At 69.7% G+C, this 26,232-nt stretch carries 26 protein-coding genes and 1 tRNA gene; 14 read left to right on the top strand and 13 right to left on the bottom strand.

Annotated features, from left to right (window positions below):
* Window positions 1–126 precede the first annotated feature (126 nt).
* From G7071_RS05145 to G7071_RS05125, 5 genes are read left to right on the top strand one after another with little or no spacing between them, the layout of a single operon-like run.
* Window positions 127–1,158: a hypothetical protein gene (locus G7071_RS05145; protein WP_166315737.1), complete on the top strand. Its 1,032-nt coding sequence runs from the start codon at window positions 127–129 to the stop codon at window positions 1,156–1,158.
* The gene (locus tag G7071_RS05140; RefSeq protein ID WP_166315734.1) at window positions 1,155–1,871 is read left to right on the top strand and encodes an SURF1 family protein; all 717 of its coding nucleotides are present in this window, start codon (window positions 1,155–1,157) and stop codon (window positions 1,869–1,871) included. Before G7071_RS05145 ends, G7071_RS05140 begins: the two co-directional genes overlap by 4 nt.
* On the top strand, window positions 1,868–2,254 hold the full coding sequence (locus tag G7071_RS05135) for a DUF3817 domain-containing protein (RefSeq protein ID WP_246210466.1): 387 nt from the start codon (window positions 1,868–1,870) through the stop codon (window positions 2,252–2,254). The genes G7071_RS05140 and G7071_RS05135 overlap by 4 nt, the downstream gene beginning before the upstream one ends.
* 18 nt (window positions 2,255–2,272) lie before the next feature.
* Complete coding sequence (locus G7071_RS05130; protein ID WP_166315731.1) at window positions 2,273–3,166, top strand: patatin-like phospholipase family protein; 894 nt, start codon at window positions 2,273–2,275, stop codon at window positions 3,164–3,166.
* Window positions 3,166–4,206 (top strand): 1-acyl-sn-glycerol-3-phosphate acyltransferase, encoded by a 1,041-nt coding sequence (locus G7071_RS05125; protein ID WP_166315728.1) that lies wholly within the window; start codon window positions 3,166–3,168, stop codon window positions 4,204–4,206. The genes G7071_RS05130 and G7071_RS05125 overlap by 1 nt, the downstream gene beginning before the upstream one ends.
* Window positions 4,207–4,310: 104 nt before the next feature.
* Here the strand turns inward: G7071_RS05125 and G7071_RS05120 are convergent, their stop codons facing one another.
* Complete coding sequence (locus tag G7071_RS05120; RefSeq protein ID WP_166315725.1) at window positions 4,311–5,042, bottom strand: hypothetical protein; 732 nt, start codon at window positions 5,040–5,042, stop codon at window positions 4,311–4,313.
* 124 nt (window positions 5,043–5,166) lie between these two features.
* Between G7071_RS05120 and G7071_RS05115 the strand changes: the two genes are divergently transcribed.
* Together G7071_RS05115 and G7071_RS05110 are read left to right on the top strand one after the other, a co-directional pair.
* On the top strand, window positions 5,167–5,673 hold the full coding sequence (locus tag G7071_RS05115; RefSeq protein ID WP_206062909.1) for a peptidylprolyl isomerase: 507 nt from the start codon (window positions 5,167–5,169) through the stop codon (window positions 5,671–5,673).
* A 15-nt stretch (window positions 5,674–5,688) separates the two neighbouring features.
* Window positions 5,689–6,618, top strand: coding sequence for a rhomboid family intramembrane serine protease (locus tag G7071_RS05110; RefSeq protein ID WP_166315722.1), 930 nt, complete (start codon window positions 5,689–5,691; stop codon window positions 6,616–6,618).
* Between the two features lie 112 nt (window positions 6,619–6,730).
* On the opposite strand, the gene G7071_RS05105 is transcribed toward G7071_RS05110, so the two are convergent.
* Window positions 6,731–7,183, bottom strand: a complete 453-nt coding sequence (locus G7071_RS05105; protein WP_246210465.1) for a cell division protein CrgA — start codon at window positions 7,181–7,183, stop codon at window positions 6,731–6,733.
* 63 nt (window positions 7,184–7,246) lie between these two features.
* Between G7071_RS05105 and G7071_RS05100 the strand changes: the two genes are divergently transcribed.
* The gene (locus G7071_RS05100) at window positions 7,247–8,041 is read left to right on the top strand and encodes a DUF881 domain-containing protein (RefSeq protein WP_246210464.1); all 795 of its coding nucleotides are present in this window, start codon (window positions 7,247–7,249) and stop codon (window positions 8,039–8,041) included.
* A 24-nt stretch (window positions 8,042–8,065) separates the two neighbouring features.
* On the opposite strand, the gene pknB is transcribed toward G7071_RS05100, so the two are convergent.
* The 7 genes from pknB to G7071_RS05065 form a co-directional block, all read right to left on the bottom strand.
* Window positions 8,066–9,886 (bottom strand): Stk1 family PASTA domain-containing Ser/Thr kinase, encoded by a 1,821-nt coding sequence (gene pknB / locus G7071_RS05095; RefSeq protein WP_166315719.1) that lies wholly within the window; start codon window positions 9,884–9,886, stop codon window positions 8,066–8,068.
* Window positions 9,886–11,322, bottom strand: a complete 1,437-nt coding sequence (locus G7071_RS05090; RefSeq protein WP_166315716.1) for a serine/threonine protein kinase — start codon at window positions 11,320–11,322, stop codon at window positions 9,886–9,888. The genes pknB and G7071_RS05090 overlap by 1 nt, the downstream gene beginning before the upstream one ends.
* A gap of 73 nt (window positions 11,323–11,395) precedes the next feature.
* Window positions 11,396–12,853, bottom strand: a complete 1,458-nt coding sequence (locus G7071_RS05085; protein WP_166315713.1) for a peptidoglycan D,D-transpeptidase FtsI family protein — start codon at window positions 12,851–12,853, stop codon at window positions 11,396–11,398.
* Window positions 12,850–14,238 carry an FtsW/RodA/SpoVE family cell cycle protein gene (locus G7071_RS05080; protein ID WP_166315710.1) on the bottom strand — a complete coding sequence of 463 codons (1,389 nt, stop codon included), beginning with the start codon at window positions 14,236–14,238 and terminating at the stop codon, window positions 12,850–12,852. Before G7071_RS05080 ends, G7071_RS05085 begins: the two co-directional genes overlap by 4 nt.
* Window positions 14,235–15,530, bottom strand: a complete 1,296-nt coding sequence (locus G7071_RS05075) for a PP2C family protein-serine/threonine phosphatase (RefSeq protein WP_166315707.1) — start codon at window positions 15,528–15,530, stop codon at window positions 14,235–14,237. Before G7071_RS05075 ends, G7071_RS05080 begins: the two co-directional genes overlap by 4 nt.
* Before the next feature lie 7 nt (window positions 15,531–15,537).
* Window positions 15,538–16,014: an FHA domain-containing protein FhaB/FipA gene (locus G7071_RS05070; RefSeq protein WP_166315704.1), complete on the bottom strand. Its 477-nt coding sequence runs from the start codon at window positions 16,012–16,014 to the stop codon at window positions 15,538–15,540.
* A 1-nt stretch (window position 16,015) separates the two neighbouring features.
* A complete protein-coding gene (locus tag G7071_RS05065; protein WP_166315701.1) occupies window positions 16,016–16,744 on the bottom strand; it encodes an FHA domain-containing protein in 729 nt (242 codons plus the stop codon).
* Window positions 16,745–16,902: 158 nt separating this feature from the next.
* Here G7071_RS05065 and G7071_RS05060 point away from each other — a divergent pair.
* Together G7071_RS05060 and G7071_RS05055 are read left to right on the top strand one after the other, a co-directional pair.
* Window positions 16,903–16,988: transfer RNA gene (locus G7071_RS05060), tRNA-Leu, on the top strand.
* 209 nt (window positions 16,989–17,197) lie between these two features.
* Window positions 17,198–17,587: a hypothetical protein gene (locus G7071_RS05055; RefSeq protein ID WP_166315698.1), complete on the top strand. Its 390-nt coding sequence runs from the start codon at window positions 17,198–17,200 to the stop codon at window positions 17,585–17,587.
* Window positions 17,588–17,720: 133 nt separating this feature from the next.
* Here the strand turns inward: G7071_RS05055 and G7071_RS05050 are convergent, their stop codons facing one another.
* Entirely contained in the window at window positions 17,721–18,674 is a 954-nt protein-coding gene (locus tag G7071_RS05050) for a cytochrome P450 (protein WP_166315695.1), read from the bottom strand.
* A gap of 583 nt (window positions 18,675–19,257) precedes the next feature.
* Here G7071_RS05050 and G7071_RS05045 point away from each other — a divergent pair.
* From G7071_RS05045 to G7071_RS05035, 3 genes are all read left to right on the top strand, one after another.
* The gene (locus tag G7071_RS05045) at window positions 19,258–19,515 is read left to right on the top strand and encodes a hypothetical protein (protein WP_166315692.1); all 258 of its coding nucleotides are present in this window, start codon (window positions 19,258–19,260) and stop codon (window positions 19,513–19,515) included.
* Window positions 19,516–19,573: 58 nt separating this feature from the next.
* Window positions 19,574–20,254, top strand: a complete 681-nt coding sequence (locus G7071_RS05040) for an ABC transporter ATP-binding protein (protein ID WP_166315689.1) — start codon at window positions 19,574–19,576, stop codon at window positions 20,252–20,254.
* A gap of 1,266 nt (window positions 20,255–21,520) precedes the next feature.
* The gene (locus tag G7071_RS05035) at window positions 21,521–22,609 is read left to right on the top strand and encodes a hypothetical protein (protein ID WP_166315686.1); all 1,089 of its coding nucleotides are present in this window, start codon (window positions 21,521–21,523) and stop codon (window positions 22,607–22,609) included.
* On the opposite strand, the gene G7071_RS05030 is transcribed toward G7071_RS05035, so the two are convergent.
* Window positions 22,606–23,727, bottom strand: coding sequence for an acyltransferase family protein (locus G7071_RS05030; protein WP_166315683.1), 1,122 nt, complete (start codon window positions 23,725–23,727; stop codon window positions 22,606–22,608). The genes G7071_RS05035 and G7071_RS05030 overlap by 4 nt on opposite strands.
* Window positions 23,728–23,855: 128 nt before the next feature.
* Window positions 23,856–24,431, bottom strand: coding sequence for a LysM peptidoglycan-binding domain-containing protein (locus tag G7071_RS19945; RefSeq protein ID WP_425489414.1), 576 nt, complete (start codon window positions 24,429–24,431; stop codon window positions 23,856–23,858).
* A 190-nt stretch (window positions 24,432–24,621) separates the two neighbouring features.
* Between G7071_RS19945 and G7071_RS05020 the strand changes: the two genes are divergently transcribed.
* The gene (locus G7071_RS05020) at window positions 24,622–24,987 is read left to right on the top strand and encodes a sunset domain-containing protein (RefSeq protein ID WP_166315680.1); all 366 of its coding nucleotides are present in this window, start codon (window positions 24,622–24,624) and stop codon (window positions 24,985–24,987) included.
* Between the two features lie 67 nt (window positions 24,988–25,054).
* On the opposite strand, the gene G7071_RS05015 is transcribed toward G7071_RS05020, so the two are convergent.
* A complete protein-coding gene (locus tag G7071_RS05015; protein WP_166315677.1) occupies window positions 25,055–26,146 on the bottom strand; it encodes a hypothetical protein in 1,092 nt (363 codons plus the stop codon).
* Window positions 26,147–26,232: the final 86 nt, after the last annotated feature.

Here is a 26,232-nt window from a genome sequence, read left to right as displayed (position 1 = left end):
AGGAGAGGGCAAGGAGACCCGCGAGAACATTCGCCACCGCCAGGGCGCGATGTTGCGGAGCGGGTGGGCAGCGGGAACGGGCCCGGCAAATCGGGGTTGCAGCCGACCGGATGGCACACTCTTCGCGTGCCGCGCCCGACCCTCCGCTCGTCTGTCGCCCGGCTCGGACTGCTGCTGGGCGCGGTCGCGCTGACCTCCTGCGCCGCCGAGGCCGGGTTCACCCCGCAGGCGCTCCCGCCGGTCGTGTCCGAGACGATCCCGCCGTACGCCGCTGACGCCGACGTCTCCCCGGGTCGCACCGCCCTGACGCTCGTCCCGGCCGATGCCGAGACGATCACGATCACCGACTTCGACGCCTCGCGCGCTGCGCTCGGGATGCCTGACCTGACCAGTCAGGACCCGATGAGCGACCGCTCCGACTACTGGGAGCGGGCGCGCCGCGAGACGGTGCTGCTCACCGAGGGGATGCTGCGTGCGGACAACTCCCGGCTGGCGCTCGACTACGGATTCACCCAGGACGACGTCGACTGGGAGGCGCGCTTCACCACGCCCGAGGGTGCCGGCTGGATCCTGGGCTTCCGGCCCGACCTCGACCTGGCCCCCGTCCGAAGAGCGATCGAGGACCGGGTCGCCGGCCTGGCCGGTGCCGAGGTCGACGCTGGACGAAACCTCGTCTCGGTCGGGGCCGTGGCGGAGGACGAGGAGTCCTGGGCCGACCACGAGGGGATCTTCGAGCTGACGGCCGAGGCTCCCGCCGAGTCGACCTACTACCGCGCCGGCTGCGTGCCACTGGGCTCGGCGCTCGGGCCCGATGCAGGCGTCCAGGACCAGGACGCCGTCCTCGCCGGTCAGGACCCGACCGACCTGGACCCGCTGGCACGGTTTGCCCTGAGCTTCGACGACGGCCTGGCCACGGCCCGGCTCGGCCCCGGCCGGCTCGACCTGTTCGAGCGCGCCGACCTGGCCAAGGCCTTCCCCGAGGTCGGCCCGCTCGGGTTCGGCGACGCCCTCGTCGACCCGGTCGCCGACCCGTCCACCGGGCGGATCGGCTACACCGTGCGGGAGTCGGTGGCCGCGGCGAGCGTGGCGCTGACCGACCTGCTGCCGTTCGCGGTGTGCAACGAGGTGACGCCGATGGAAGAGCCGACCGGCCTGTGAAGCGGAGACTCCTCGGCTTCACCCTGCTCGCCCTCGTACTGGTCTCGATCGCCGGCTGGCTCGGGTATTGGCAGCTCCAGGCCTGGCAGGACCGGCGCGCCGCGGAGGCGCGCGACCTCACCCAGCTCGAGCCCGTTGCACTGAGCGACGTGATGGATTCCGACGACCCGTTCCCGGGCAACGACGTCGGGCGACCGGTGACGGTGGAGGGCACTTGGCTCCCCGACGGCGCGTTCTTCGTCTCCGGCCGGACCCTGGGACCCGACGAGGGCTACTGGGCCGTGGTGCCGCTCAGCGTCGGCGACGCCGGTGACCCGGCCATCCCCGTCGTGCTGGGGTGGAGCGACCAGCCGCGCGTGACCCAGGTGCCCGACGGCCCGGCGGAGGTGACCGGCTGGCTCCAACCGCCCGACGGGACCGGCGCCGCCGACGAGGACCCGAGCGACGACGTCGTGCCCCAGCTGCGCAGCGCCGACGCCGTCCAGCGGGTCGACGTCGACCTCTACTCGGCATACGTCATCGCACAGGACCCGATCGGCGACCTCACTGCGGCGGGCATCGACCAGCAGCCCCAGGCCGGGCGGTTCACTGCGCTCCGCAACCTGCTCTATGCGCTGGAGTGGTGGGTCTTCGGGCTCTTCGCCGCCTTCATCTGGTGGCGCCTCGTCCGCGACGAGCTCGCCGTGGAGAGCGTGACAGACTCACCGTCGTGAAGGCTGCCCTGCTCCGCTATCGCGTCATGGCCACCATCGTCGGTGTGCTGCTCATCGTCTTGTGCCTCATCGGCGTGCCCCTGGCCAACTTCGACGGCAGCAGCATGTGGGGGATCTTCCCGGGCACCCCGGAGCTGGTCACGCCGGGCTCGAGCGTCCAGCAGCTCGGCGACGGCATCACCGAATATCTCGGAGTCGCGCACGGCTGGCTCTACATGATCTTCCTGGTCACTGCCTTCATGCTCGGTCGCCGCGCCGGGTGGGACCTGCCGTTCCTCGCGGTGACCCTCGTCCTGGGCACCGTGCCGGTCCTCTCCTTCTGGGCCGAGCGCAGGGCCACGCAGCGGGTCCGGGCCGACCACTCCGACCTTGCGGTGACGTGACCGGGAAGGGCTGAACCGATGACGACTGCGTTCGTGCTCGGCGGCGGTGGCGTGCTCGGCGCCGTGGAGGTCGGGATGCTGCGGGCGCTGTTCGAGCGCGACATCACGCCCGACCTCGTCCTCGGCACCAGCGTGGGGGCCCTCAACGGCGCGATGGTCGCCCGTGAGCCCTCGCTCGACGTCATCGACCGCCTCACCGACCTGTGGGCGAAGACGGCCCAGCCGGCCCGGGTGAAGAGGACGAAGATCCGGCCGACCCGGACCCGAGCGGCCGAGCGCGACCTGTTCCGCGAGCGACCCCTGCGGACCGTACGCCGAGTGGTCGCCACCGGCGGCACCAACCTCTATTCCGCCAAGCCGCTGCGGGAGCGGCTCGTCGACGAGTTCGGCGACCTGACGTTCGAGGAGCTGCCGGTCGAGTTCGGGGTGTGCGCGGCCAGCATCGAACGGGCGGCCGAGCACTGGTTCACCAGCGGGCCGGTGGTGCCCGCGATCGTGGCCAGCGCCGCGGTGCCCGGGCTGCTGCCGCCGGCGCGGGCCACCACCGAGTTCGGCGAGGAGCACTTCCTCGACGGCGGCATCGTCAACTCGATCCCTGTGGGCCGTGCGGTGGCCCAGGGCGCCACCCGGGTCTTCGTCCTCCAGGTCGGCCGCGTCGACCGGCCGCTCGCCGTCCCGCGCCGGCCCTGGGAGGTCGCGCGGGTCAGCTTCGAGATCGCGCGGCGCCACCGGTTCATGCGCGAGCTCGACGAGGTCCCCGACGGCGTGGACGTCCACGTGCTGCCGGCCGCCGGGACGTCGTCGAGGGACGACAGCATGCTCGCCTTCCGGGACTTCTCCTCCGTGCAGCGACGGATCGACTCGACGTACGACGCCTCGCGGGTCTATCTCGACGAGCACCTGGCGCGCTGATGAGCCCCGTGCTGCTGTGGGCGCTGCGGCGGCTGGTGATCGCCCCGGCCGTCGTGCTGCTGACGGCTCTCCTCCTGGTCACCCTGCCGGTGTGGGTGATCGTGGCGGCCGCACTCTCCCCGGTGCTGCCCGGGCGGTGGCGCGCACTGCGGCTGCTGTGGGTGGTGATCCTCTACCTCACCGCGGAGTCGCTGCTCCTGCTGGTGCTGCTCGGGCTCTGGCTGGCGTCGGGACTGGGGTGGCGGTTGCGCTCGCCATACTTCGCCGGCATCCACTACGAGCTGGTGCAGTGGGTCCTCGTGGTGGTCTTCCGCGAGGCCAAGCGGGTGCTGGCGCTGCGGATCCGCACGGTCGGTCCCGCCCCCGTCCCGCATCCGACGCGGCCGATCCTGGTGTGCTGCCGCCACGCCGGGCCGGGCGACTCGTTCACGCTGATGTATGCGCTGCTGCACTGGTACGGCCGCGAGCCACGGGTGGTCCTGAAGGACAGCCTGGCGTGGGACCCCGCGATCGACGTGTTGCTCAACCGGATCCCCGCCGCCTTCATCTCCACCGACCCAGCGCAGGGCGAGGACTTCGAGAGCAAGATCGCCCGACTGGCCAGCAACCTCGACCCCAACGACGCCTTCGTCATCTTCCCCGAGGGCGGCAACTTCACCGCGGCCCGCCGCGATCGTGCGATCGCCCGCCTCCACAAGCTCGGTCTGGTGAAGATGGCCGAGCGGGCCGAGCAGATGACCCACGTGCTGGCGCCCCGACCGGGCGGGTTCCTGGCCGCGCTCGACGCCGCACCGGACGCCGACGTCGTGCTCGTCGCGCACACCGGCCTGGACCACATGCTCACGGTCGGCGACGTCTGGCGCGAGCTGCCGATGGACAAGGAGCTGGTCATGCGCTGGTGGGAGGTGCCCCGCTCGGAGATCCCGGTCGAGCGCGACGCGCGCATCGAGTGGCTCTTCGGGTGGTGGGAGGAGATCGACCGCTGGGTCGAGGAGCACCGGCCGGTGGAGCTGCCGCGCGGCCGCGCCCGGACGAGGTGATGGCTTCGCAAGCCGAGGACTCCGACAAGCAGGAGGGTCCACCCACCCGGAAATGCCACGAGCCCCGGACCACCGAGGTCCGGGGCTCGTGAACGCGAGCGGGTCTAGCTCTTGGGCACGTCGTCGACGTCGGTGATGGTCGCCGGCGAGTCGGGCGTGGTGACCTGGTGAGGGGTCTCGGCGTGATCGCTGAGGGCCTCGCCGGGAGCACCGCCGGCGACGTCGTCGGCGGTCTCGTTGGCTGTGGGGGTCTCCGGGTCGAGCGAGGAGATCGGGTCGGTCAGCGGGTCACCCTGCTGGCCGGAGGCGGATCCCGAGGTGGGAGCAGCCGGGGTCACGGGAGCCTGCGCCGTAGGGGCGGCAGAGTCCGACGTGGGGGCCGGCGGCGGCTTCGGGACGTATGACGACTGCCAGTTGTCGCTCTCGGCGGACTTGGCCTTCATCTTGGCGAAGACGGCACCCCCGACGGCAAGCAGGCCGCTGAGCAGCAGGAACTTCTTCAGCTTGGAGCCCTTGGGCTCCGGCTCGTGGCGCAGCTCCGCGACCTTGGACGCGGCGAAGTCACGAGACGTGGCAGCGGTCCCGGCCGCGAGCGCGGCGCCGGCAGCGGCCTTCTGCGCGGCCAGGGCGCGACCCTCGGCAAGCACCGGCGCGGCCTTCGAGCGTGCGTCGGCGAGCGCGGGCCCGGCCTTCGCGCGGGCGTCGGTGATGGCCGGTCCGGCCTTCTCGCGGGCAGACTCGAGAGCCGCCTCGAGCTGTGGGATGACGGTGTCTGAGACGGACTCCACATAATCGTGGGCCCGGTCGATCATCGACTTCTTCCTGCCGATGCGCATGTGGCCTCCTAGATGGTTGTGAACCCATCTCACCATGAGCCCCAAGCGGCTACCACCCCCCTGTGAGTGTTGGCCCGCATGGCAGGATCGAGACGATCCACAAACCGACTTCGAGAGGCATCCCATGGCGGACATCAAGGCCACCCTGAAGACCAACCAGGGTGACATCGTGCTCAACCTGTTCCCCAACCACGCTCCCGAGACGGTCGACAACTTCGTCGGGCTCGCCGAGGGGACCAAGGACTACACCGCCGGCGACCGCAAGGGCGCGTTCTACGACGGCCTGATCTTCCACCGCGTGATCGAGGGCTTCATGATCCAGGGCGGTTGCCCCCAGGGCACCGGCACCGGCGGCCCGGGCTACAACTTCAAGGACGAGATCCACCCCGAGCTCGTCTTCGACAAGCCCTATCTCCTCGCGATGGCCAACGCCGGCCCCGGCACCAACGGCTCGCAGTTCTTCATCACCCTCGGCGCGACGCCGTGGCTCAACCGCAAGCACACCATCTTCGGCGAGGTCGCCGACCAGTCCTCCCGCGAGGTCGTGGACAAGATCGGCGCCACCCGCACCGGTCCGGGCGACCGTCCGGCCGAGTCGGTCGTCATCGAGTCCGTCACCATCGAGCGCTGACGACCGCCATACCCCATGACTGAGCCCACCGCGGCCGGCGTGCCGACCTGCTATCGGCACGCCGGCCGCGAGACCGGGATCCGCTGCCAGCGGTGTGAGCGACCGATCTGCCCCGACTGCATGCGCGACGCGGCCGTCGGCTTCCAGTGCCCCAGCTGCGTGAGCGAGGGGGCCAAGCAGACGCGATCAGGACGCACCGCCTATGGCGGCGCCCGCTCGGCCAACCCGGCGCTCACGTCGATGGCGCTGATCGCCACCAACGCCGCCGTCTGGCTGGCGATCCTGGCGACCGGCTGGCACGGCAGTGACCTGATCCGGCGCCTCGCACTGGTGCCGGTCGGCATCTGCAACGCAGGCGGGGGGTCCTACTTCCCCAACGTCACGGACGCCCAGACCTGTGAGGTCGGCGCCGGGGGCACCTGGCTGCCGGGCGTATCGGACGGCGCCTTCTGGCAGCTGCTGACCAGCGCCTTCACCCACGTCGACCTGTGGCACATCGGTTTCAACATGGTGGCCCTCTGGGTCCTCGGCCCCCAGCTGGAGATGGCGATCGGACGCGCCCGATTCCTGGCGCTCTATCTCCTCTCGGCCCTGGCCGGCTCGACGGTCGTCTATTGGCTGGCCGCCGAGAACGGCGCGACGCTCGGCGCCTCGGGCGCCACGTTCGGCCTGATGGGCGCGTTGTTGATCATCGCCCACAAGGTCGGTGGGGACGTGCGCCAGATCCTGACCTGGCTGGGCATCAACGTGGTCATCACCGTGCTCGGCTCGCAGTTCATCTCCTGGCAGGCCCACCTCGGGGGCCTCCTGGGCGGTATGGCGATCGCCGCCGTCCTCGTCTACGCGCCCCGCGCGCGGCGCACGGCCGTCCAGCTGCTCGGCCTGGGCTCGCTGCTCGCCCTGCTCGTCGTCCTGATCGTGCTGCGCACCGCCGCCCTGGCCTGAGGGGTCTGAGGAGACTGACGCAGCGAATGACATCGGGCGTGATTCACCCGCCAGTTCATACACAGGTGTGGAATCACCTGTGGAGAACTACAGGCGTGTAACTCCCGAAGCCTTACTCCCAGCGAGTGGCGAAGGTGAAGCCCACGGCCATGAAGGCGATGCCGACGCCGAGGTTCCACTGGCCCAGGTCGTTGAAGACCGGGAGGGGGGTCAGGTCGTTGGAGAAGACGTAGAAGGTGCAGATCCAGATCAGCCCGATCAGGAAGCAGGCCAGCATCCCGACCACGACACCGCGCCCGCGCCCGAGCGGCGTGCTCGGGTGGGCGGTGATGGCCAGGCCGACCAGCAGCGCACCGAACCCGATGGCGTAGTTCCACAGCCCGAGGTCGGCGATCGCCTTCGGGGTGGCCTTGGGAGCCGGGAGGACGTCGGGGTCGGGCCGGACGCCGAGGTAGTAGTAGGCCATCCAGGCGATCCCGCCGATGATCAGCAGCAGGGCCAGGATGAACCGCACCGACACGAGCTTGGTCTCGGGTTCGACAACTGTCGCACTGGGCTTGGCCACAACAACTCTCCTGAAGGTCAGCACTTCGGCGGGGTCGCCCACCGGGGGGCTAGCGTAGTCGGCATGACCGCCGAGCCCGACCCAAGCCCCGTGACGGGCCGCGTCGGGACCCACCAGCGCCGTCGTGGCGCCCTGGTGTGGCGCATCGGGACGCCGGTGATGGTGCTCCTGTGCGGGGGACTCTTCGCCGTCAGCGCCGAGCACAGCGACGGCACCGACCTGCGCGGTGGCCGCTACACCGACTTCGCCTCGGTGGTCCGCGCCGAGCGTGAGCGGGCCGACCGGCTGATCGCGGAGGCCGCTCGGCTCGAGGCCGAGGTGGAGACGCTCACTGCCGCCGTCGGCGACCGCAGTGTCGACCGGGCCCAGCGGCAGGTGGAGAAGCTGTCCGACCCGGCCGGGCTGACGCCGCGGAGCGGGCCGGCCGTCAAGGTGGTCCTCGACGACGCGCCACCCGAGGTCCTGGCGGACACCACCCGCGACCCGCTCGAGGTGATCGTCCACCAACAAGACATCCAGGCCGCCGCCAACGCCCTGTGGCGAGCCGGCGCGGAGGCCGTCACGATCCAGGGCCAGCGCCTCATCTCCACCACAGGCATCAAGTGCGACGGCAACTCGGTCAGCCTCCAGGGCCTGTCCTACTCCCCGCCATACGAGATCGTCGGCATCGGCGACCCGGCCGCGATGCAGCTCTCGTTGCTCAACGACAGCCTGCTCGACCTCTATCGAGAAGCCGCGGCCAACCCTGCGGGAGGCGTGAGCTATTCGGTCGAGGTGCTCGACCACGCGACCGCCCCGGCCTATCGGGGGTTGCTCGACCTGACCTACGCCACGCCGCTGCCGGTCGAGGAAGGCTGAGCGGGAACGGTCACCAGGTCGCCGTCAGCGGCGGCGGGCGGCCGGCTCGGTCGTGGAGGGTACGGCGGTGGGCGTGGGCACCGGTTCGGTCGGCTCCGGCGTCGGGGTCGGCTCTGTCGGGACGGGCTCCGTCGGCGTGGGGGTGGGGGTCTGCGTCGGCTTCTCGAAGGTCGAGACGAAGATCGTGACGGTGCTGCCCTGGTCCTGCGTGCCCCCGGCCGCCGGGATCTGGTCGACCACGGTGCCCTTGGGCCTGGTGCTGCTGGGATCGGGACGGACCTCCGGCACGAAGCCGGCCGCGATGATGGCCCTCTCCGCCGCCGCCTGCTTCAGGTCGACGACCGCTGGCACCTCCGCGGGACCCAGCGAGACGAACAGCGTCACGACGCTCCCCTCGGCCACCGACTGTCCGCTGGGCGGATCGGTCCGCAGGACCTCGTCCTTCGGCTCGTCGGACTTCTCGGGCTCCACCCGGACCTTGAGCCCGACGCCCTCGACCTCGATCCGGGCCGTGTCGACGGGCTGGCCCTCCACGAAGGGGACGTCCACCTCGGGCTTGCCCAGGGACAGCACGAAGTCGACGGCGCTGCCGGGCTCGACGAAGAGGTTCTGGTTGGGGCTCTGGTCGATCACCCGGTTGGCCGGGGTCGTCTCGGACGTCTCGCGGGTCACCGCGCCGACCGTCAGGCCCGCCTCGACGATCGCGGCGGAGGCCTGCTTGCTGGTCATTCCCACCAGGGCAGGGACCTGTTCCTTCTCGACCGGCTCCTCGAACAGGTCGAGCGAGGACACGATGTAGGCGCCGCCGGCGATGATGAGCAGCGCGAGGAAGCCGATCAGGAACATCATCCCGGTCCGGTTGCCCGAGTCCTGGTCGTGGCCCTGCGCGGCAGCATGCGTCGAGGCCGCCGCCGGGATGAGAGCAGTGGCTGCCGAGGCCGCCGGCTGGTAGGCGGTGGGCTCCGGAGGTGGTGGCACTGCCTGGATCGGGTGGCCCGCGAGATAGCGCTCGATGTCGGCGCGCATGGCGGCGGCGCTCTGGTAGCGGTCCTCCACCCGCTTGGCCAGCGACTTCAGCACGATGGCGTCGATCTCGGGGTCGAGCTGGTCGTCGTGGTCCGAGGGAGGAGTCGGGTTCTCCCGCACGTGTTGATAGGCCACCGCAACCGGGCTGTCGCCGACGAACGGCGGCCGGCCGGTGAGCAGCTCGTAGAGCAGGCAGCCCGCGCTGTAGACGTCGGAGCGCGAGTCGACCGTCTCGCCGCGAGCCTGCTCGGGGGAGAGGTACTGCGCCGTACCGACGACCGCGGCCGTCTGGGTCATCGTCGAGCTGGCGTCGGAGACGGCGCGGGCGATGCCGAAGTCCATCACCTTGACGTCGCCGGCTGGGGTGAGCATCACGTTCCCGGGCTTGATGTCGCGGTGGATGATGCCGGCGCGGTGGCTGTAGTCGAGGGCGGCGAGCACGTCGCTGCCGATCTCGAGGGCCCGCTCGGGGAGGATCTTGCGGCCCTCGCGCAGGATGTCGCGCAGGGTGCTGCCCTGCACGCACTCCATCACGATGTAGGGCTGCGCCACGTCCGTGCCGTCGGTCGACATCTCCTCGCCGGTGTCATAGACCGACACGATCGAGGGGTGGTTGAGCGACGCCGACGACTGCGCCTCTCGCCGGAACCTGGCCTGGAAGGTGGCGTCGGAGGCCAGGTCGGTGCGCAGCCGCTTGACGGCCACGGTCCGTCCCAGCCGCGAGTCGTGGGCCTTGCGGACCTCGGCCATGCCGCCGCGACCGAGCAGCTCGCCGAGCTCGTAGCGGCCACCGATCACGGTCGGTTCCTGGCCGGTCATCAGTCGTTCCCCTCGTTGCCGTTGCCCTCGTTGCCGTTGCCCTGGCCGCCCGGGACCTTGCCGTAGTAGGTCACCACGACGGTCTCCCCGACCGGGACCTTGCCGCTGGGCTCGACCGAGGCCACGGCGCCCTCAGGCTGGTCGCCCGGGTTCTCGAGCTCCTCCTCGGAGACCTCGAGGCCGAGGTCCTCGAGCTCCTTCGAGACGTCCTTGTGGTCGCGGCCGACATAGGCGCCCGGCTCCACCGTGACGGTCTCCTCGGGAGGCTCTGACGTCGTCGTCGGCGTGGTCGAGGGCTCCGAGGCAGTCTCGCTCGGCGTCTGGGTCGTCTTGGTGGGCGACTCGGTCTGCGTCCGGGTCGTGGGCGCGGGCGACCCGGCGTCGGTCGGCTCGTCGTCGTCGGCGGTGAGCTGCCAGATGATCAGCGCACCGACGACCAGCACCGCCGCGAGCAGGACCCACGGGAGCCAGGCGGCCGAGGGCGTACGTCGATCGGCCGCCGTGGCTGCAGGTGGCGGGGGCGTCTGAGGCTGGGTCACGGGGGGCGGGACCACACCCGTCGCACCGCCCGCCGGCGTGGCGGGCAGGACCTGCGTCGTGGCCGGTGAGTGGGGCGGGCTGGTGGCCGCCGCGACCCCGCCTGCCGCACCGCCGACTCCGGCGGCAGCAGCGGTCGAGGGTGAGCGAAGCGCCGCGGCGAAGGCCGACCCGTCGGGGTAGCGCTCGCCCGGGTCCTTGGCCAGCGCCCTCGTGACGACGGCGGCGAGGTCCGCGGGCACGGCGTCGGGCAGCGTGGGGACCGGCTGGCGCAGGTGTGCGACGGCGGTCGCGACCGGGGTGTCGGCGGTGAACGGTCGACGACCTGCGAGGCACTCGAAGGCGACGACGCCGAGGCTGTAGACATCGGAGGCGGCCGTGGCTGTGCTGCCCTCGGCCTGCTCGGGCGAGATGTAGGCGGGCGTGCCCATCACCTGACCGGTCTCGGTCAGCGCCAGGCCCTCGGCCGCGCGCGCGATCCCGAAGTCGGTGACCTTGACCCGGCGGTCGGGGGTGACGATGAGGTTGCCCGGCTTGACGTCGCGGTGCACGAGGCCCGCCTTGTGGGCGGCGCCCAGCGCGTCGGCCGTCTGCGCCATCAGGTCGCTGACGATGTCGGGATCCATCGGCGCCCCGGGACGCAGGAGGTCGGAGAGCGGTTGACCCTCGACGAGCTCCATCACGAGATAGGGCCGCGGCGTCGCGCCTCCGTCGGTCGGGGATGCCTCACCGAAGTCGAAGACCCCCGCGATGCCGGGGTGGTGGAGCGAGGCGGCGTTCTTGGCCTCGACCTCGAAACGACGGCGGAAGAGCGAGTCGTCGGCATATTCAGCCTTCAGCAGCTTCACGGCGACGGGTCGTGCCAGGACGGTGTCGCGTCCGCGCCATACCTCGCCCATGCCTCCGGTGGCGATGCGCGACGACAGGGCATAACGGTGGGCGTCGTCGGCGAAGCGTTCGTCGGGGGGATCGTCACGGGGCGATCACCGCCTCCATGACCGCCTTGGCGATCGGCCCGCCGAGGGCACCACCGGCGATCTCGTCGCGCGCGGTCTCGCTGGCCTCGACCATCACGGCGACGGCGACCTGGGGGTCGTCGGCGGGGGCGAACGACACGAACCAGGCGTAGGGCGGACGGTCGTCGGTCGACTGGGCGGTGCCCGTCTTGCCGGCCACCCGCACGCCCTCGATGGCGGCCGCGCCTGCGGTGCCGGAGTCGACGGTGGTGACCATCATCTCGGTCAGCTCGTCGGCGGTGCTGCTGGAGACGGCCTCGGAGTATGTCGACGGCTCGGTCTGGTCGAGCAGGGAGGCGTTGGGCGCGCGGACCCGGTCGACGAGGTAGGGCTGCATGACCTCGCCGTCGTTGGCGATGCCCGCGGCGACCATCGCCATCTGCAGCGGCGTCGCGGTGACGCTGGACTGCCCGATCCCCGAGAGTGCGGTCTGCGCCTGGTCCATGTCGGGCGGGTAGAGCGAGCGGGCCTGGCCCGGGAGGTCCTCCAGCGAGGTGGAGTTGAAGCCGAACGCCTCCGCCTGCTCGGTCATCGCCTCGATGCCCAGGTCGTTGGCCAGGGACAGGAAGGAGACGTTGCAGGAGACCGCGAGCGCCTGGGTCAGGGTGATCTTGCTGGCACCGCAGCTGCCGCCCTGCCAGTTGCCGACCTCGGTGCTCGACAGCGGGAGCTGGAAGGTCGGGCCACCGGGGACCAACGAGTCCTTGTCGTAGTCGCCGGACTCGATCGCAGCCGCGGCAGTGACCAGCTTGAAGGTGGAGCCCGGCGGCAGGGTGGTGCTGATCGCCCGGTTGATCAGGGGCGTGTTCGGGTCGTCGGCCAGGCGCTCGGCCTCGGCGGCGACGTCACCGAGGTCGTGCGAGGCGAGCGCGTTGGGGTCGAACGTCGGGGTCGACGCCATGGCGAGGACCTTGCCGGTGCCGGGCTCGAGGGCCACGACCGCGCCCTTGGCGCCGGGCAGTGCCTGCAGGCCGTCGAAGGCGGCGGTCTGGGCGGCCGGGTTGATGGTCAGCTCGACGTTGCCGCCCTCGGGCTCGGTGTTGCTGAGCATGTCGACCAGCCGGTTGACGAACAGTCGCGAGTCGTCGCCCGAGAGCACGTCGTTCTGCGACCGCTCGATGCCGGTCTGGGAGTAGTAGGAGAAGTAGCCGGTGATGGGGGCGTACTTGAGCGGCTGCGGGTAGGTGCGCTGGAACTCGTACTGGTCGTCGGAGGGCACGCTGCGGGCGACGGGCTCCTTGCCGACGAGGATCGCGCCGCGCTCGCGGGCGAACGCGGCGGTGATGATCCGGCGGTTCTTGGCGTCGGCGGCGAGCTCGTCGGCGCGGAAGTACATCAGGTAGGTCGCGTTGAGCAGCAGCGCCACGAACAGCAGCAGGCAGAAGATCGAGATGGTGCGGATCGGCTTGTTCACCTCAGCTTCACCACCTGGGTCGTCTCGCTGTCGGGCTCCGGGTCCACCGGCGTCATCCGCGGGACCGGCCGGCGCGCATGGTCGGAGATGCGCATCAGCAGGGCGACGATCACCCAGTTGGCGACCAGGGACGAGCCGCCGTAGGACAGGAACGGGGTGGTGAGGCCCGTCAGCGGGATCAGGCCGGTGACGCCGCCGATGACCACGAAGACCTGCAGCGCCACGACGCTGCCCAGCCCCACGGCGAGCAGCTTGCCGAAGCCGTCACGCGAGATCAGGGCGATCCGCAGCGCCCGCTCGACGATCAGGCCGTAGCAGAGGATCACCGCCATCACGGCCGTCAGGCCGAGCTCCTCGCCGATGGCGGCGACGATGAAGTCGGACTCGGCATAGGGGACGCGCTCGGGCATGCCCTCGCCGAAGCCGCGCCCGATCAGGCCGCCCCAACCCATCCCGAACATCGCCTCCACGAGCTGCCCGCTGCCGGGTGAGGCGTCGTAGTAGTCCATCGGGTTCAACCAGAAGTTGAAGCGGTTCTTGACGTTGCCGACGAAGGTGTAGGCCGCCAGCGCACCCGCCACGAAGAGCAAGCCACCGACGAGCAGCCAGCCGGGCCGCTCGGTGGCGACATAGAGCATGACGAGGAACAGGCCGAAGAACAGCAGCGACGACCCGAGGTCGTTCTGCAGGACGAGGATCATCATCGAGATCGTGAACATCGCCAGGATCGGGCCGAGGTCGCGGCCGCGGGGCAGGTCGACGAAGAGGATCCGGCGACCGGCCAGCGCCAGGGCGTCACGGTGCTGGACGAGATAACCGGAGAAGGCGATCACCAGCAGCACCTTGGCGACCTCGCCGGGCTGGAAGCTGAACGGACCGAGCCGGATCCAGATGCTGGCACCGTTGATGGTGGTGCCGATCAGGGGCAGGAAGGGGAGGATCAGCAGCACGATGCCGGCCAGCCCCGAGGTGTAGGTGAAGCGCTGGAGCGAGCGGTGGTCGCGCAGCGCGAAGAGGGTCGCGACGAAGAGCACCACCCCGAGCGTCATCCAGGTGAGCTGCTGCCGGGCGAAGGTCGATTCCTGCTCGGCCAGGTCGATCCGGTGGATGACGGCCAGCCCGAGGCCGTTGAGCGCGGCGACGAGGGGGAGGAGCACCGGGTCGGCATAGGGCGCCACGAGGCGTACGGCGACGTGGGCCGCCACCACGAGGGCGGTCAGCCAACCGCCGTACCCGATGACGTTGGCCGGGATCGTCCCTTCGACGCCCAGGCCCACCGCGGCGTAGGCGCCGACGCCCACGAGCAGCGCGAGCAGGAGCAGGAAGAGCTCCGCTCCGCGCCGGCGCCGGTGGACGAACCCCATCAGGGCCCCGGTCTGGCTCATCCGCCTGATTCCTCGCCGGCGGGAGGCTCCTGGAGGGCGGCGTAGTTGGCGACGGTCTCGCGGGCCTCTTCGAGGTCGCTGGCCTCGATGCCGTCGGAGACCGCCTCGGCGTCGATGTCGCTGAGGTTGTCGAGGTCGACGTCGCTGATCTCATAGGGCGACGACAGGTCGATCCCGGGGATCTGTGCGTTGAGCCCACGGAAGATCGTCACCTTGTTGTCCTCGGCGGCGACGAAGAACTGGCGCTGGCTCCACGACCACGCGAGGGCCCCAGCGATCCAGAGGAGTCCGAGCACGACGGTGGCCGCGAGCAGCCGCTTCAGCCACGGGTGTCGCGCTGGTGCGCGAGGGGCGTAGCGGGCGGCCTCCGGGTCGACCGGGTCGGACGGGATCGCGTGCACGTCGCTCGGCAGGTCGGGGGGCAGGGCCGGCACGGGGTCGATCTCGCCGGTGTCACCGGACCGGTGCCCGCGGAAGCCGCGGCTGCGGGTCGAGCCCGACGACGACTTACGGGGGAGGTCTGCCGCCGCGCCGACCAGCAGCGGGTCGGACGCCTCGTCGGGTGCGGACTCGACGACCTCGGCCACGACGCAGGTGACGTTGTCGGTGCTGCCGGCCTCGAGGCTCGCCCGGACGAGCTCGACCGCGGCGAAGTCGGTGGTGCCGGAGCGCAGGATGTCGGCCATCTTGTCGTCGCTCAGCACGCCACAGGCGCCGTCGCTGCAGACGAAGAGCCGGTCGCCGGGCTGCACGGCCAGCTCGAAGAGGTCGGGCTCCTCGTGGCGGATGCCGTCGACGGCCTTGAGGATCAGGTTGCGGTGGGGGTGGGTCCGCGACTGCTCCTCGGTGATCCGGCCCTCGTCGATCAGGCTCTGGACGAACGTGTGGTCGTGGGTGAGCTGGCGCAGCTCGCCGTCGCGCAGGAGATAGGCACGGGTGTCGCCGAGGTGTCCGACCGCGATCTTGGCGCCGTCGAAGAGCAGGACGGTGGCGGTGGTGCTGGTGCCGTTGAGCGCCGGGTCGTCGTCGATCAGCTCGGCGATGCGGTCGTTGGCGCGGTGGATGGCGCCGGCGACCTGGCCGAGCAGGTCGTCGCTGGGCGGGCCGTCGAGCTTGCGCAGGGCTTGGACGGCGGTCGCCGAGGCGAGGTCGCCGCGGACCGCACCGCCGACCCCGTCGCAGACGGTGAGCAGCCAGGGTCCGGCATAGCCGGAGTCCTGGTTGTCCTTGCGGATCCGGCCGACGTCGGAGAGCGCGGAGAACTGGAGGAAGAACGGCCCGGCAGTGGTCATTCGCCCGCTACTTCCGCAGCTCGAGGATGGTCTTGCCGATCCGGACGGGCACACCCAGGCCGATGGTGGTGGGCTGGTTGATCCGTGCGGCGCCGACGTAGGTGCCGTTGGTGGAGCCGAGGTCCTCGACGAACCACTGGCCGTCGCTGAACCCCACTCGGGCATGCCGGGTGGAGACGTAGTCGTCGTCGAGCTTGATGGCGGCGTCGCTGCCGCGGCCGATCAGCAGGGGCGCATCGGCCACCTCGGCGCGGGCGCCTGCGTTGTCTCCCTCCACCACGAGCAGGTGCGTGGGCGACCCTCGCCGCTTGGCGGGTGGCTTGGGGGCCTTGGTCTTGCCGCGGGGCTGGGCGGCACCGCGCGCAGTCTCCGGCACCCGGGCGCCGAACATGTCGGAGCGGATCACCGAGATCGCCGAGAGGACGAAGATCCACAGGATCGCGAGGTAGGCGAAGCGGATGAGGAACAGCGTCAGCTCGGACACATCAGCTCCTGCCGTCGTCGGGCGTCTCGGAGTCCCCCAGGTGCACGGTCATGATGGTCCGTCCGATCTTCACCTGCGAGCCGTCGCGGAGGGTGGCCCTGGGGACCTTGGTGCCGTTGACCAGCATGCCGTTGGTGGAGCCGAGGTCGACCACCTCGACGTCGTCGCCGGTGACGACGAACTCGACGTGCTGACGGCTCACACCCGGATCGTTGATCCGCAGGTCCGCTTCGGTCCCCCGGCCGACCACCAGGCCGGGTGCTCGCAGGACATGGCGAGAGCCGTTGACCTCGAGCACCGCCCTCGAGGCGCTGCGTGAGTGCCGGTCGTCGCCCGCGGCGGCGCCTGAGCCGGTGACCTGGGCCTCTGCCTTGCTGCGGATGCGGAAGCGACCGGTCGTCAGGTCCTCGGCCGCCTCGAAGTCGACGGTCACGGGGCCGGTGAAGACATAGCCCTGCGCGTCGGCGTGGTCCTTGAGCTGGTCGATGAGGTCGCGGCCCATGGCGTCGTCATAGCCCTGGAGTCGCTCCAGGTCGCTCGCGGCGAGCTCGACATGGAAGGTGTTGGGCACCAGGCGTCGGTCGCGGCTGAGGATCTGGGCGTTGTTGTCGCACTCGCGCTGCAGCGCGGCCGCGATCTCGACCGGTTGTACGGCGCTGCGGAACGCGCGTGCGAAGGCGCTGGAGATCATCTCCTCGAGCTTGTGCTCGAAGCGTTGCAGACTGTTCACGTCTCCTCCTGCCTCCTCTCGTCCGTGCACACAACGGCTGACCGGGCGGATGGTCCCGCCGATCGTACTCATCACGCGAGCCGCCACCGGGCACCCCCGCAGCCCACGGGCGGATTGTGAGGCCTCGCCACCGGTGGGATAGCCTGTCCCCGCTTCATGCGCGAGTGGCGGAACGGCAGACGCGCTGCGTTCAGGTCGCAGTGTCCGAAAGGGCGTGGGGGTTCAAATCCCCCCTCGCGCACCACCACCGGGCGGTCTCCCAAGATCGCCCAGGGGATTCACACAACCCCCGTCCAGGTCTCCTGGGCGGGGGTTGTCCCGTTGTGGGGCGGCGTTGCCGCAACTGCCGCGTGCCGCAGGTCTGACTGTCCGGGTGGGCTTGACCCTTTGGGCAGACTGGAAGGCCATGGCTTGGCATCGGGGCGGGCGAGACGGCGAGCGAAAGGTCGGGACGTGGACAACAACGTCGAGCGCAAGATGTGTTCCTTCTGTGGCGTCCAGGGCCGTCAAGGTCTTCGATTCGCCGGCGGTCTGGGCGCCATGATGTGCGAGGGATGTGTAGCGGATTATCACCGCGTGTTCGAGACCCCCGCCGAAGCTGTCGAGGCGGCTCGCCCGCCCTGGGAAGCCATGTCCGACGCTGACATCCTGGGACAGTTGCCCCGGATCGAGAACACCGCGAGGCAGGTGAACGAGTTCCTCGTCGAATGGGTGGAGCTGGCTCGCTCACGCAAGTTGTCGTGGGCAGAGATCGGCAAGGCTTTCGGGACCTCGAGACAGGCGGCCTGGGAACGTTTCGCTCAACGTGTCGATGGCCGCAACGACCGGTCGGAGATCGCATAGGTGTCCCGTTCGTCTCGCTCGGAGAACCTGATCCTCAGGCCCGCGGGAATCAGAGTCGTCCGCGCATCCTCGGCGACCGGGGCGGGCGTTCGCTGGATGTCGTACAGCTCGAGCACTCTTCCCAGAAGAGCGGTCACAGTGAGCAGCCCGGCGTCACGACCGGGGCAACGGTGGAGTCCGCGCCCGAAGAGCAGAAGGCGCTCGATCGGTGCCCCGGATCAACCCAGCGACGGTGATCGAAGATGGCTGCCGCGCGGAAGAGTTCCGGGTCGCGGTGGATCACATACGGGCTCACCAAGAAGTTGTGCCCACGGCCGAACAGATGACCCCCGAGCCTCACCGCCCGAGACGCCGTGCGATGGAGGACCCAGGTCGGGGGATGCAACCTCATCGCTTCCAACGCGACGCTCCCCAGCACTTCGCGTGAGCCGCGAGCCTCCTCGACCAATTCCGGGTTCTCTGCCAACCGCCACAGCGCCCAAGCAGCGCCGGCGGCCGGGACTCGCTGGGCAGCCAGCAATGAACCGATCAGCAGGTCTGCGACGCGCGAGGGGCTGTGTCCCTGGCGCAGGGCCGTTTCGGCCACCTGTGCCGCGAAGCACGGCGCGGAACCGGGGTTCACCACAAGAGACCGAACGAGAGGGATCACGCCACTGCGCAGCGCCGCGTAGGCGCGGCGGACACGCAAGTTGGCCCGTGTGGGGACCCACTTCGGCAAGGACATCGGATTGCCGAACACTCCACCCAGCGCGTCGAGCAGAGGAGCCACGAGGCCATCGATCGTCGATGCACTGTCGGCGAAGTAGAAGCGAGCGACGGCGAGCGACGTGGCGCGTTCGAGAATGGGAAGCGGGTCGACAATCCGTGCCGAGGGAACGCCGACTGCGAACGCCTCGCTGACGCTGAGACGAACCAAGTCAGCCAACGGCTGCACCGCGCATGACCGGAGCCCGGGATTCAGCAGGCGTCTCGCAGGGTCGATCGTCGCGGCAGCGGCGAGATCTCGCCTGCCGTTGAGGAACGTTCCCGCGATGACATAGGTGTCGTGGGTGTCAAGGACCCTCGAGGCGAGCAGCGGGTCATTCACGACCGTCGTCCGTGAGTCGAAAGCGACCAGCGGTCCGTACTGGTCGCGCAGACCCAGCAGAAACCCAGTCCGGTCCGACTCGTACGCCTGTAGCGAACCGGTGAGCAGATCACCCTGGGGGCCTGGTGGGCCGGACCAGTCGCGTCTGCCCTCTGACGCGATCACCTGCTGCTATATCCAGATGTAGCCGGGCGCAGTGGATCGGCCCTGTGCTCGCTGGATCATTCGGTCGATGGTGAGGCGGACACGCAGCATGAGAGATCTCCTTCGAAGGTTGGCGGCCTTAGTGTCAAGGTGATCCTGACGAACGTCAGGGATTTCCTTACGGCGTGTCGGGCTCAATGCCACCGTCGTCACCAGGTTTGCTTGCCGAGACTGGGGGCGCCGGACTCGCCGGTCGGCGGACTGTCAGGGAAACCTTGACACGACCCGTAGAGACCCCCACACTTCACGCCAGTGTCGCTCCAACGGGGGGCCTCACTGTGGACGAAGGGAGCGCACGACGCGCAATCTCATCAAGGTCGGTGCCGGATCAGCAGCGACCGTAATTCTCACCGCCGGAGCGGCGTGGGCAGGCAACGCGTTGCACGGCGACGACGTGTCGTATGGCGTCGACGGCGGGACACGCGTTCAGGTGTGTGACAGGGAGGCCGACGGCTACGGGGTGCACGCTGACGCGGAGAGCTGGAGCGGGGGCACCTACCGAGTCGACGACCAGGACGGCTCTGGAGGCAGCTGCTCCAACACTGCTTACATGGGAAGCGTCAAGCGCCACCGCACGGTCGAAGAGCGCCCGGCGTGGTACGAGCCCGACTCGAAGGGCGACTGGAGCAACCACTGACAGCGACGCACTAGGGGCGGCCGGGGACATCCCCGGCCGCCCGACGGGGGAAGCGCAAGTGATCCTAGAAGTCGAACGCCTGCATGTGACGGTGCCCGGGCGTCCTCTCCTGGACGACGGCAACCTGTGCCTGCGCGCGGGTGAGACGGCCGCGATCGTCGGGCCGTCAGGAAGTGGAAAGACCTCCCTGCTGAACGCGATCGCAGGGCTGCACCCAGTTGACGCGGGCCGGATCATCATCGAACAGACTGAGGTCACGAATCTCAACGCGAAGCAGCGCGCGCGTTTCCGGCTGTCCAAGCTGGGACTGGTGTTCCAGTTCGGTGAACTTCTCCCGGAGCTTTCCGCCGTGGAGAACGTTGCCCTGCACGCTCGGCTGTTGGGCTGGGGTCGGGCCGAAGCGGAGAAGCAGGGCCTGCACTGGCTGGACCGCATGGGAATGGCCTCTCACGCCCACGAGCATCCCGCGTCTCTCTCTGGAGGGGAGATCCAACGGGTCGCCCTGGCTCGTGCGCTGGTCCACCGGCCCGTTCTGATCCTTGCTGACGAACCCACCGGCATGTTGGACGAGGAGAACACCAAGCTGGTGGTGGATCTCCTCATGAACACTGCGGCCGATGAAGGCGCTGCTGTGCTGCTGACGACGCACGATCTCGACGTCGCAGCAGGCGCGGACCACTGCTTTCGGCTCACCGCGGGCGCCCTCCACCGGGTGCCAGGTGCTGAGGCCGCCCCGTGATGCCTCTGCTTCGTATCGCACTCGGTCTGGCGCGTAGCTCTGAGCGCGAGCATCGCTGGCGTCTCGTCGTTGTGCCAGTGGTGGCGTTCGTGTCGTTGCTGATCGTCTGCGGGGGTGTCTCGCTGGTGGCAATGCACCAGCAGCAAGACCAACGACACCTCGACAGGTCGTTCGAACTGGCGACAACGCCCAGGTCGAGCGACGTCTTCATCAAACAAGAACTTGAGATCTGGCGAGGCCACCGCATCTTCGTGGCGTGGGTGGAGCCGGCCTCGGCGCTGGGGAGACCGAACCTCCCAGCGGGCATGACGCGGTTCCCTGAGCCGGGCGAGTCAGTGGTGTCGCCAGAGCTCGCGCGGCTCGCCACGGAGCACGAATCGGTGGCTCGGATGTTCCCGCAGCGGTCTGTCCTGACCGACGAAGGCATCCGCAGCGGTCGCGAACTGATTGCGTATCGACGACCGCCCGCCGGTCGCCTCATCGGAGGAGAGGAGACCGCGGTCCGACTTGCTGACGGGCGAGTCATCGGCGAAGGACCCTTGGCCCGGGCTGGAGCCTTCGGCGGCGAGGGAGGCGTCCCCATCTTTCCCGCAGACGCGCTTCCACTGCCTCAGCTGGCCGCCGGGGTCATAGCGGGGACGGCGATCCCCAGCGTGCTGCTTCTTCTGATGGGACTGACAGCTGCGAGCAAGGCCCGGGACCGCCGCCTCGCGCTTCTCGACGCGCTCGGGGCAACGGCGTACACCCGCGCGCGCCTCTGCGTGGCCGAGGCGTTGATCCTCACCGTCCCCTCCTTCGTGCTCGCGGTGGCCTGTTGGTATGTCATCGGCCAACGACTGACAGCCATTCCAGTTGTGGGCCTGCGGGTTGTCGGCGGTGACCTGGCCCTCTCGCTGACGGCCGTGAGCACCATCCTCACCGGCGCGGTCCTGGCGACTTCGACGCTTGCGGCCGCCACGGCTGGTCGTGGACTCAAGGACCGGGGCAAGGTCGGATTCGAGGCGGCCGGCACGCGGGGCAATCTCGGCTTCATCCCCCTGGGGCTGGCTCTACTGGCGTTCATCGCGGCCGACCTCGTGCCCGCCACGGTGTCCGGCGACGTCTTGTTGCTGGGCATGCTCCTCGCCCTGGGTGGAGCGCCCTTCGTGCTCGGGCCATCTTCCGACGGTGCGGGGGGGTGCTGGGGGATCGCGAAGCCCCGCGATCTCCCTCACTGGCCGCAGTATGGCGTGGCAACCCGTACGGCTTGCGCGTCCGTTCTATGGCATGGCCGCACTGGTGGTGTTGGCGTGGGGCGTCGCAGGCATCTATTCAGTCGGGGACATCCCCGAACCGACCAACCACTCCCTTGGCCGAGGCCCCAGCGCTGCAATCGTGAGCTGGCACGACCCTCGAGCCGAGGACATCGAGAGCCTGCGCGCCGGCCTCCCTTCAGACGTGGTCGTGCCGCTTGCCCGGATCTCTGCGACCTCCTCCTTATACGACAAGACCCCTGTCGAACCATCGAACGAGCAGGGCCAGCACCACTCAGCTGCGGACAAGCAGAAACATGCTCATGACGACCGACCCGCCGTCGACCAGAGTCCACCCGCTGCCCATGACCACAGCGTGCCGGTGCGGCTCGCGATGGGCACAACGTGCGCTGAACTCGCCACCGCCCTTGGCCCCGAGACCTGCAGTGGGGCAAGCACACTGACCGTGCAAGGCAGGGCGAGGTTGGTGGAGACCTTGGCGAAGTCAGTGCACGAGCCGATCACGGGCATCCGGATAGTCCGCGCAGGGCTGCCCACGTTCGATTCCGTGGCGGTCCTGGGTGCGCAGTCTCTGCCGCAACTGGATGAGCGGGTGCGGGCAGTCAGCATGTCCGCGCTTCCTGCCCCGCACGTGGACAGTGCAGTGTTCCGCCTGTCCCGACCAGCACAGACCCTCAACGGCTGGATCTTGGGCGTCGCCGCAATCAGTCTGGGAGCCCTGGCCTTGGCCAGCCTCGTCGCCATGGTCGACCGCTCACTGCAACAGCGCGAACAGCACCGGCTCCTCCTGAATCTGGGAGCATCACCGCATGCACTCAAGTCGCTGGGTGCTGCTCTCTTCGGTGTGTCCTACGCCGTCGCCTGCACCGTTGGAATGGGGATCGGGGTGTTCGTCTGCGCCCAGATGGTCGATGATGGAGTGCCACTGCCCTGGAGCCTCATCAACGCTGTAGCGGCTGTTCTGATCATTCTGGGATTGCTCGGCACAGGTGCCATGGCGTTGTTCAACGCCCGAGCCGTCTACCGGACCATTGAGTACCGGCTGAGCTCGAACGGCACGGGGAGGATCGCGGGGACTGCCGTCGACGGTGAGGTCGCCTAGGACGTGGACGACGCCATCGTGGACGGCGACCGGTCCGAGCTCGCCGGCGGCAAGGCTTCGACGACGGTGGCCCGTTCGTGGTCGAACGGCAGGGCGAACAACCAGTGGAACCCTGCCAGGCCCACCAGGCGGTGCAGCCCCAGGCAGGCCAGCACGATGAGGCCGGTGGCGGCCAGCGGGTAGAGGACCATCCCGGCTATCGACGCGATGCTCGTCCCGATGAACCGGAGCTCGTCGAGGAGCAGCATGTGGGCGAGCGCCAGCACCGGCATGTGAAGCACGTAGATCGGCATGGTGCGTCGTCCGAGAGCCGAACCCATCGCCGCACCCGGGCGCCACTGGGCCAGCAGCGCACAGGCCCGCACCGCCAGTGGCACGGCGAGCAGGCTCACAACGAACCGGCTCGGTTGTGCCTGATCACCCAGGACCACGGGAAGCACCGCGAGCACCGCCAACGCTCCCACCATCAGCAGGACAGGTCCGGGACGCAGCCTCGCCATCGTGGTGACCACGGACGGGAAGTGGGCAGCGAAGGCGAAGTAGAAGAAGTGCTGCAGCAGCGCCACGCGGTTCACCTCCTCGATCCCCAGCGCCGGTGTCGCCAGAGCCACTGCGGCGCCGATGACCACGACCATCCGCGGGTCGACCCGCGACAGCAGCCGCGCAACGAGGAAGTAGGCGACCAACGCGTAGAGGTACCACAGCCCGGTCGAGGCGACGACGAGGTTGGCAAGGAGCTCTGAGAAGTTGCGCGTCCGGTTCATCGCCAGCTCGTCGAGGACCAGGAAGGCGGCCGTGTGCAGGGTGAGCCAGAGCGCGTAGAGGTAGTAGACGTTCCAGACCCGCTTGCGGGCGACCTCGCGCCAGGGTCGGGTCAGTGCGGAGCCTACGAACAGGCCGGACACCACGAAGAACAACGGCATCCGGACGGGCTTGAGCGCGTAGGAGAGCTCGATCCACGCGGTGTGGACCACAGCGAAGTCAGCCGGCACGACGTAGACGAGGTGCTTGCCGACCGTGTGGTGCAGGACGACCAGGAGGATGGACACCGCCTTGGCGGTGTCGGCCCACGCGAGCCGTCCGGTGAGGTCGCTAGCAGGCGGCTGGGGTCCGGGCACGGGGCGCAACGATAAGTCGTGGACAGCCGCGCGCCGGCATCTTCAGCCGGATCGAGACGGCCCCGGCCCACGAGCGACGACGAAGGCCCCGGAAGTCCGGGGCCTTCGTCGACACGATGAGTCTCAGATCACTTCCTGGGGATCTTGAACTTCTGTCCCGGGAAGATGAGGTCGGGGTTGTCGACGTTGTTGATGCGCGCGATCTCGCGCCAGTCGACGCCGAACCGGGCGCCGATCTCGGAGAGGGTGTCGCCCGACTTCACCGTGTAGACGTCGGGCTCGTTGGCCTCCTGGCGGGCTTCCTGCCTGGCTTCCTGGCGGGCTTCCTGCCGCTCCTCCTGGCGTTCCTCGCGCGCTTCCTCACGCTTCTCGCGGCGCTTGTTGGCCTTCTCCACAGCGCGCTGGGCGCGCTCGTCGGCCTTCCGGTCGGCGGCTGCCGCCTCCTCCTGCGCCTTCGTGGCCTCGGCCTCGGCGTCCTGGCGGGCCTGGTCGGCCTGGGCCTTCTCCTCGTCAGAGGCGGTCGGGAGCCCTGCCTTGGCGGCAGCCTCGTCGGCCTTGCGGCGGGCCTCGTCGGCGCGGGCCTGCGCCTCCACCTTGGCCTTGTCGGCCTCGGCCTGCGCTGCCTCGGCCTCCTTGCGTGCCTCGTCCGCCGCCTCTGCGTCGTCCGTGGTCACAGCGTCCTTGATCTTTTCCCACAAAGACATTGCGCGCTCCTTTCGTCGGAAGGCCGGACGGAGAAGATCCGTCGCTCGAGCCGTTTCGAACCTAGCCACAATGACCGACCTGCAACACCCGAGGCCGCGCTGGACCCACCCCTGCGGGGGTGGAGGTGTCCGCTCGGCGTCGGCGTGGCTAGCGTGGTCGGATCGATCGGTCAGACCAGCGGAGGACGAGATGGACGACGGCTTCGACCAGCGGAGCGAGGACGCCCCCGCCACAGGGACGGCTGCGCAGAGCCAGGCCCCGGGCCGTCACGCCGGTCCGAGGGACCCCGAGGAGCTGCAGGCGGAGCAGCAGCTGGCCGCGCGGGAGGCCAAGCGCCGTACGTCATCGCTGGAGGAGGTCCGCGACGGCGGCTTCGGGATGGGCTCGGCGGCCCCCCTCGACGACGGCGCGATGCCGCTCGGTCACCCGGTCAAGGCCTGGAAGGGCATCGGCGCGGTCAACCCCGGCGACCCCGGTTATGACGGCGCCGAGCCGGACGTGTGGTTCACCGACCGGGACACGGCTGAGTCGGCCGGGTTCTCCGGGGCCGACTGAGCCAGCACTACGCGCCGACTCGGCGGTTGGTCCGCGCCGACTCGGCGGTTGGTGCGCGCCGACTCGGCTATTCGCGCGTGAAGTCCGGGATGTCGCTGAGGTCGAGGGCGGAATAGCCGCGGCGCTGCCGGTAGGGCTTGAGGCAACCGGGCTGCGCACCCTGGACCCGCAGCCCGGCGAGGTCGCCCGCCTCGAAGCGGGAGTGATAGCCGCTCGGCGCAGGCGAACGGTCGCCGGGGTGCATGACCTGGATGTCGTCGGCGTAGTGCTCGAGGCCGAAGGCGTGGCCGAGCTCGTGGATCAGCACGAGCCCCATCGGCTCGGTGGCCGGGTCGTCGAAGGTGAACGGATATTCGGCGGCATACGCCATGTTCATGGTGACCCCGGGGCGGCGGATCTCCAGGACGACCTTGTTGTTGGAGCGTCGGCGAGCGGGCTTGAGGGTGCCGGGGCCGCCGCGTCCGACGGCCTGGACCAGGGCGGGATGGTCGGTCTCGCTCGACCACGCGATCACCATGTCGGTGCCGCGCTGGTAGTTCTTGTCGTCCAGCGGCACGGCGGTGGTGGTGCCGACATACTTCGTCCGGAAGCCCGTCGCCCGCTCGATGAGCTCGACGGCCTGCTGGGTGAAGGGGATGACGGCCTCGCCGGCGTGGCCCGGGTTGATGCGGTACTTGATGGTCCTGCACGGGTTCCAGGCGAAGTTGACGCCCTTGTAGCTCATCCGCTCGTAGGCGGAGGTCGAGCCACGCGGCGTCCACGGCACCGCGACCTTGAACTTCGTGGCCTTGAAGACCTTGGCCCGGTCGCGACGGGTCCTGGGTGCGACGACCCGCACCTTGTGGGCGCCGTACCAGTCCATGGTCCCGGTGATCGTGAACTTGCCCTTTCGCTTCGTCCTCGCCTTGTCGATGGTGTGCCAGCCGTCGGCCCACCGCACCTGGAGGTGCACCTTGCGCTTCGTGCGAGCGCGCACCTTGCCCGTGACGGAGTAGGCGGAGGCGCCGGAGACGAACGACGTCGTGCCGTAGTCGACCTTGTCGCGACCCTTGCCGCCGGGGCGCTGCTCGGCGTGCACGGGCGAGGTGGCGAAGCTGGTGAGCAGCAGGCTCAGCACGGAGACGAGCGCCAACATGGCCAGGCGCAGGCGGTGGTTCATCGAGTTCTCCCGTTGGTCGTGTCCGGTGCTTGTGCCACCGAGACCCCCGGCGCAAACCCAAGGGTGCCTCATGGGTCGAGATCGCC

It is taken from the genome of Nocardioides piscis, from assembly GCF_011300215.1.
Lineage (GTDB): Bacteria > Actinomycetota > Actinomycetes > Propionibacteriales > Nocardioidaceae > Nocardioides > Nocardioides piscis.
The sequence above is the reverse complement of the archived record's forward strand: the minus strand, read 5'-3'. Positions and strand labels throughout refer to the sequence as shown.

Coding starts and splice junctions, on each gene's coding strand:
- G7071_RS05035 (WP_166315686.1), top strand. CDS start 21,521: ATGGCCGCACTGGTGGTGTTGGCGTGGGGCGTCGCAGGCATCTATTCA.
- G7071_RS05090 (WP_166315716.1), bottom strand. CDS start 11,322: ATGGGCGAGGTATGGCGCGGACGCGACACCGTCCTGGCACGACCCGTC.
- G7071_RS05115 (WP_206062909.1), top strand. CDS start 5,167: ATGGCGGACATCAAGGCCACCCTGAAGACCAACCAGGGTGACATCGTG.
- G7071_RS05110 (WP_166315722.1), top strand. CDS start 5,689: ATGACTGAGCCCACCGCGGCCGGCGTGCCGACCTGCTATCGGCACGCC.
- G7071_RS05020 (WP_166315680.1), top strand. CDS start 24,622: ATGGACGACGGCTTCGACCAGCGGAGCGAGGACGCCCCCGCCACAGGG.
- G7071_RS05015 (WP_166315677.1), bottom strand. CDS start 26,146: ATGAACCACCGCCTGCGCCTGGCCATGTTGGCGCTCGTCTCCGTGCTG.
- G7071_RS05100 (WP_246210464.1), top strand. CDS start 7,247: ATGACCGCCGAGCCCGACCCAAGCCCCGTGACGGGCCGCGTCGGGACC.
- G7071_RS05080 (WP_166315710.1), bottom strand. CDS start 14,238: ATGAGCCAGACCGGGGCCCTGATGGGGTTCGTCCACCGGCGCCGGCGC.
- pknB (WP_166315719.1), bottom strand. CDS start 9,886: ATGACCGGCCAGGAACCGACCGTGATCGGTGGCCGCTACGAGCTCGGC.
- G7071_RS05125 (WP_166315728.1), top strand. CDS start 3,166: ATGAGCCCCGTGCTGCTGTGGGCGCTGCGGCGGCTGGTGATCGCCCCG.
- G7071_RS05130 (WP_166315731.1), top strand. CDS start 2,273: ATGACGACTGCGTTCGTGCTCGGCGGCGGTGGCGTGCTCGGCGCCGTG.
- G7071_RS05120 (WP_166315725.1), bottom strand. CDS start 5,042: ATGCGCATCGGCAGGAAGAAGTCGATGATCGACCGGGCCCACGATTAT.
- G7071_RS05075 (WP_166315707.1), bottom strand. CDS start 15,530: ATGACCACTGCCGGGCCGTTCTTCCTCCAGTTCTCCGCGCTCTCCGAC.
- G7071_RS19945 (WP_425489414.1), bottom strand. CDS start 24,431: ATGTCTTTGTGGGAAAAGATCAAGGACGCTGTGACCACGGACGACGCA.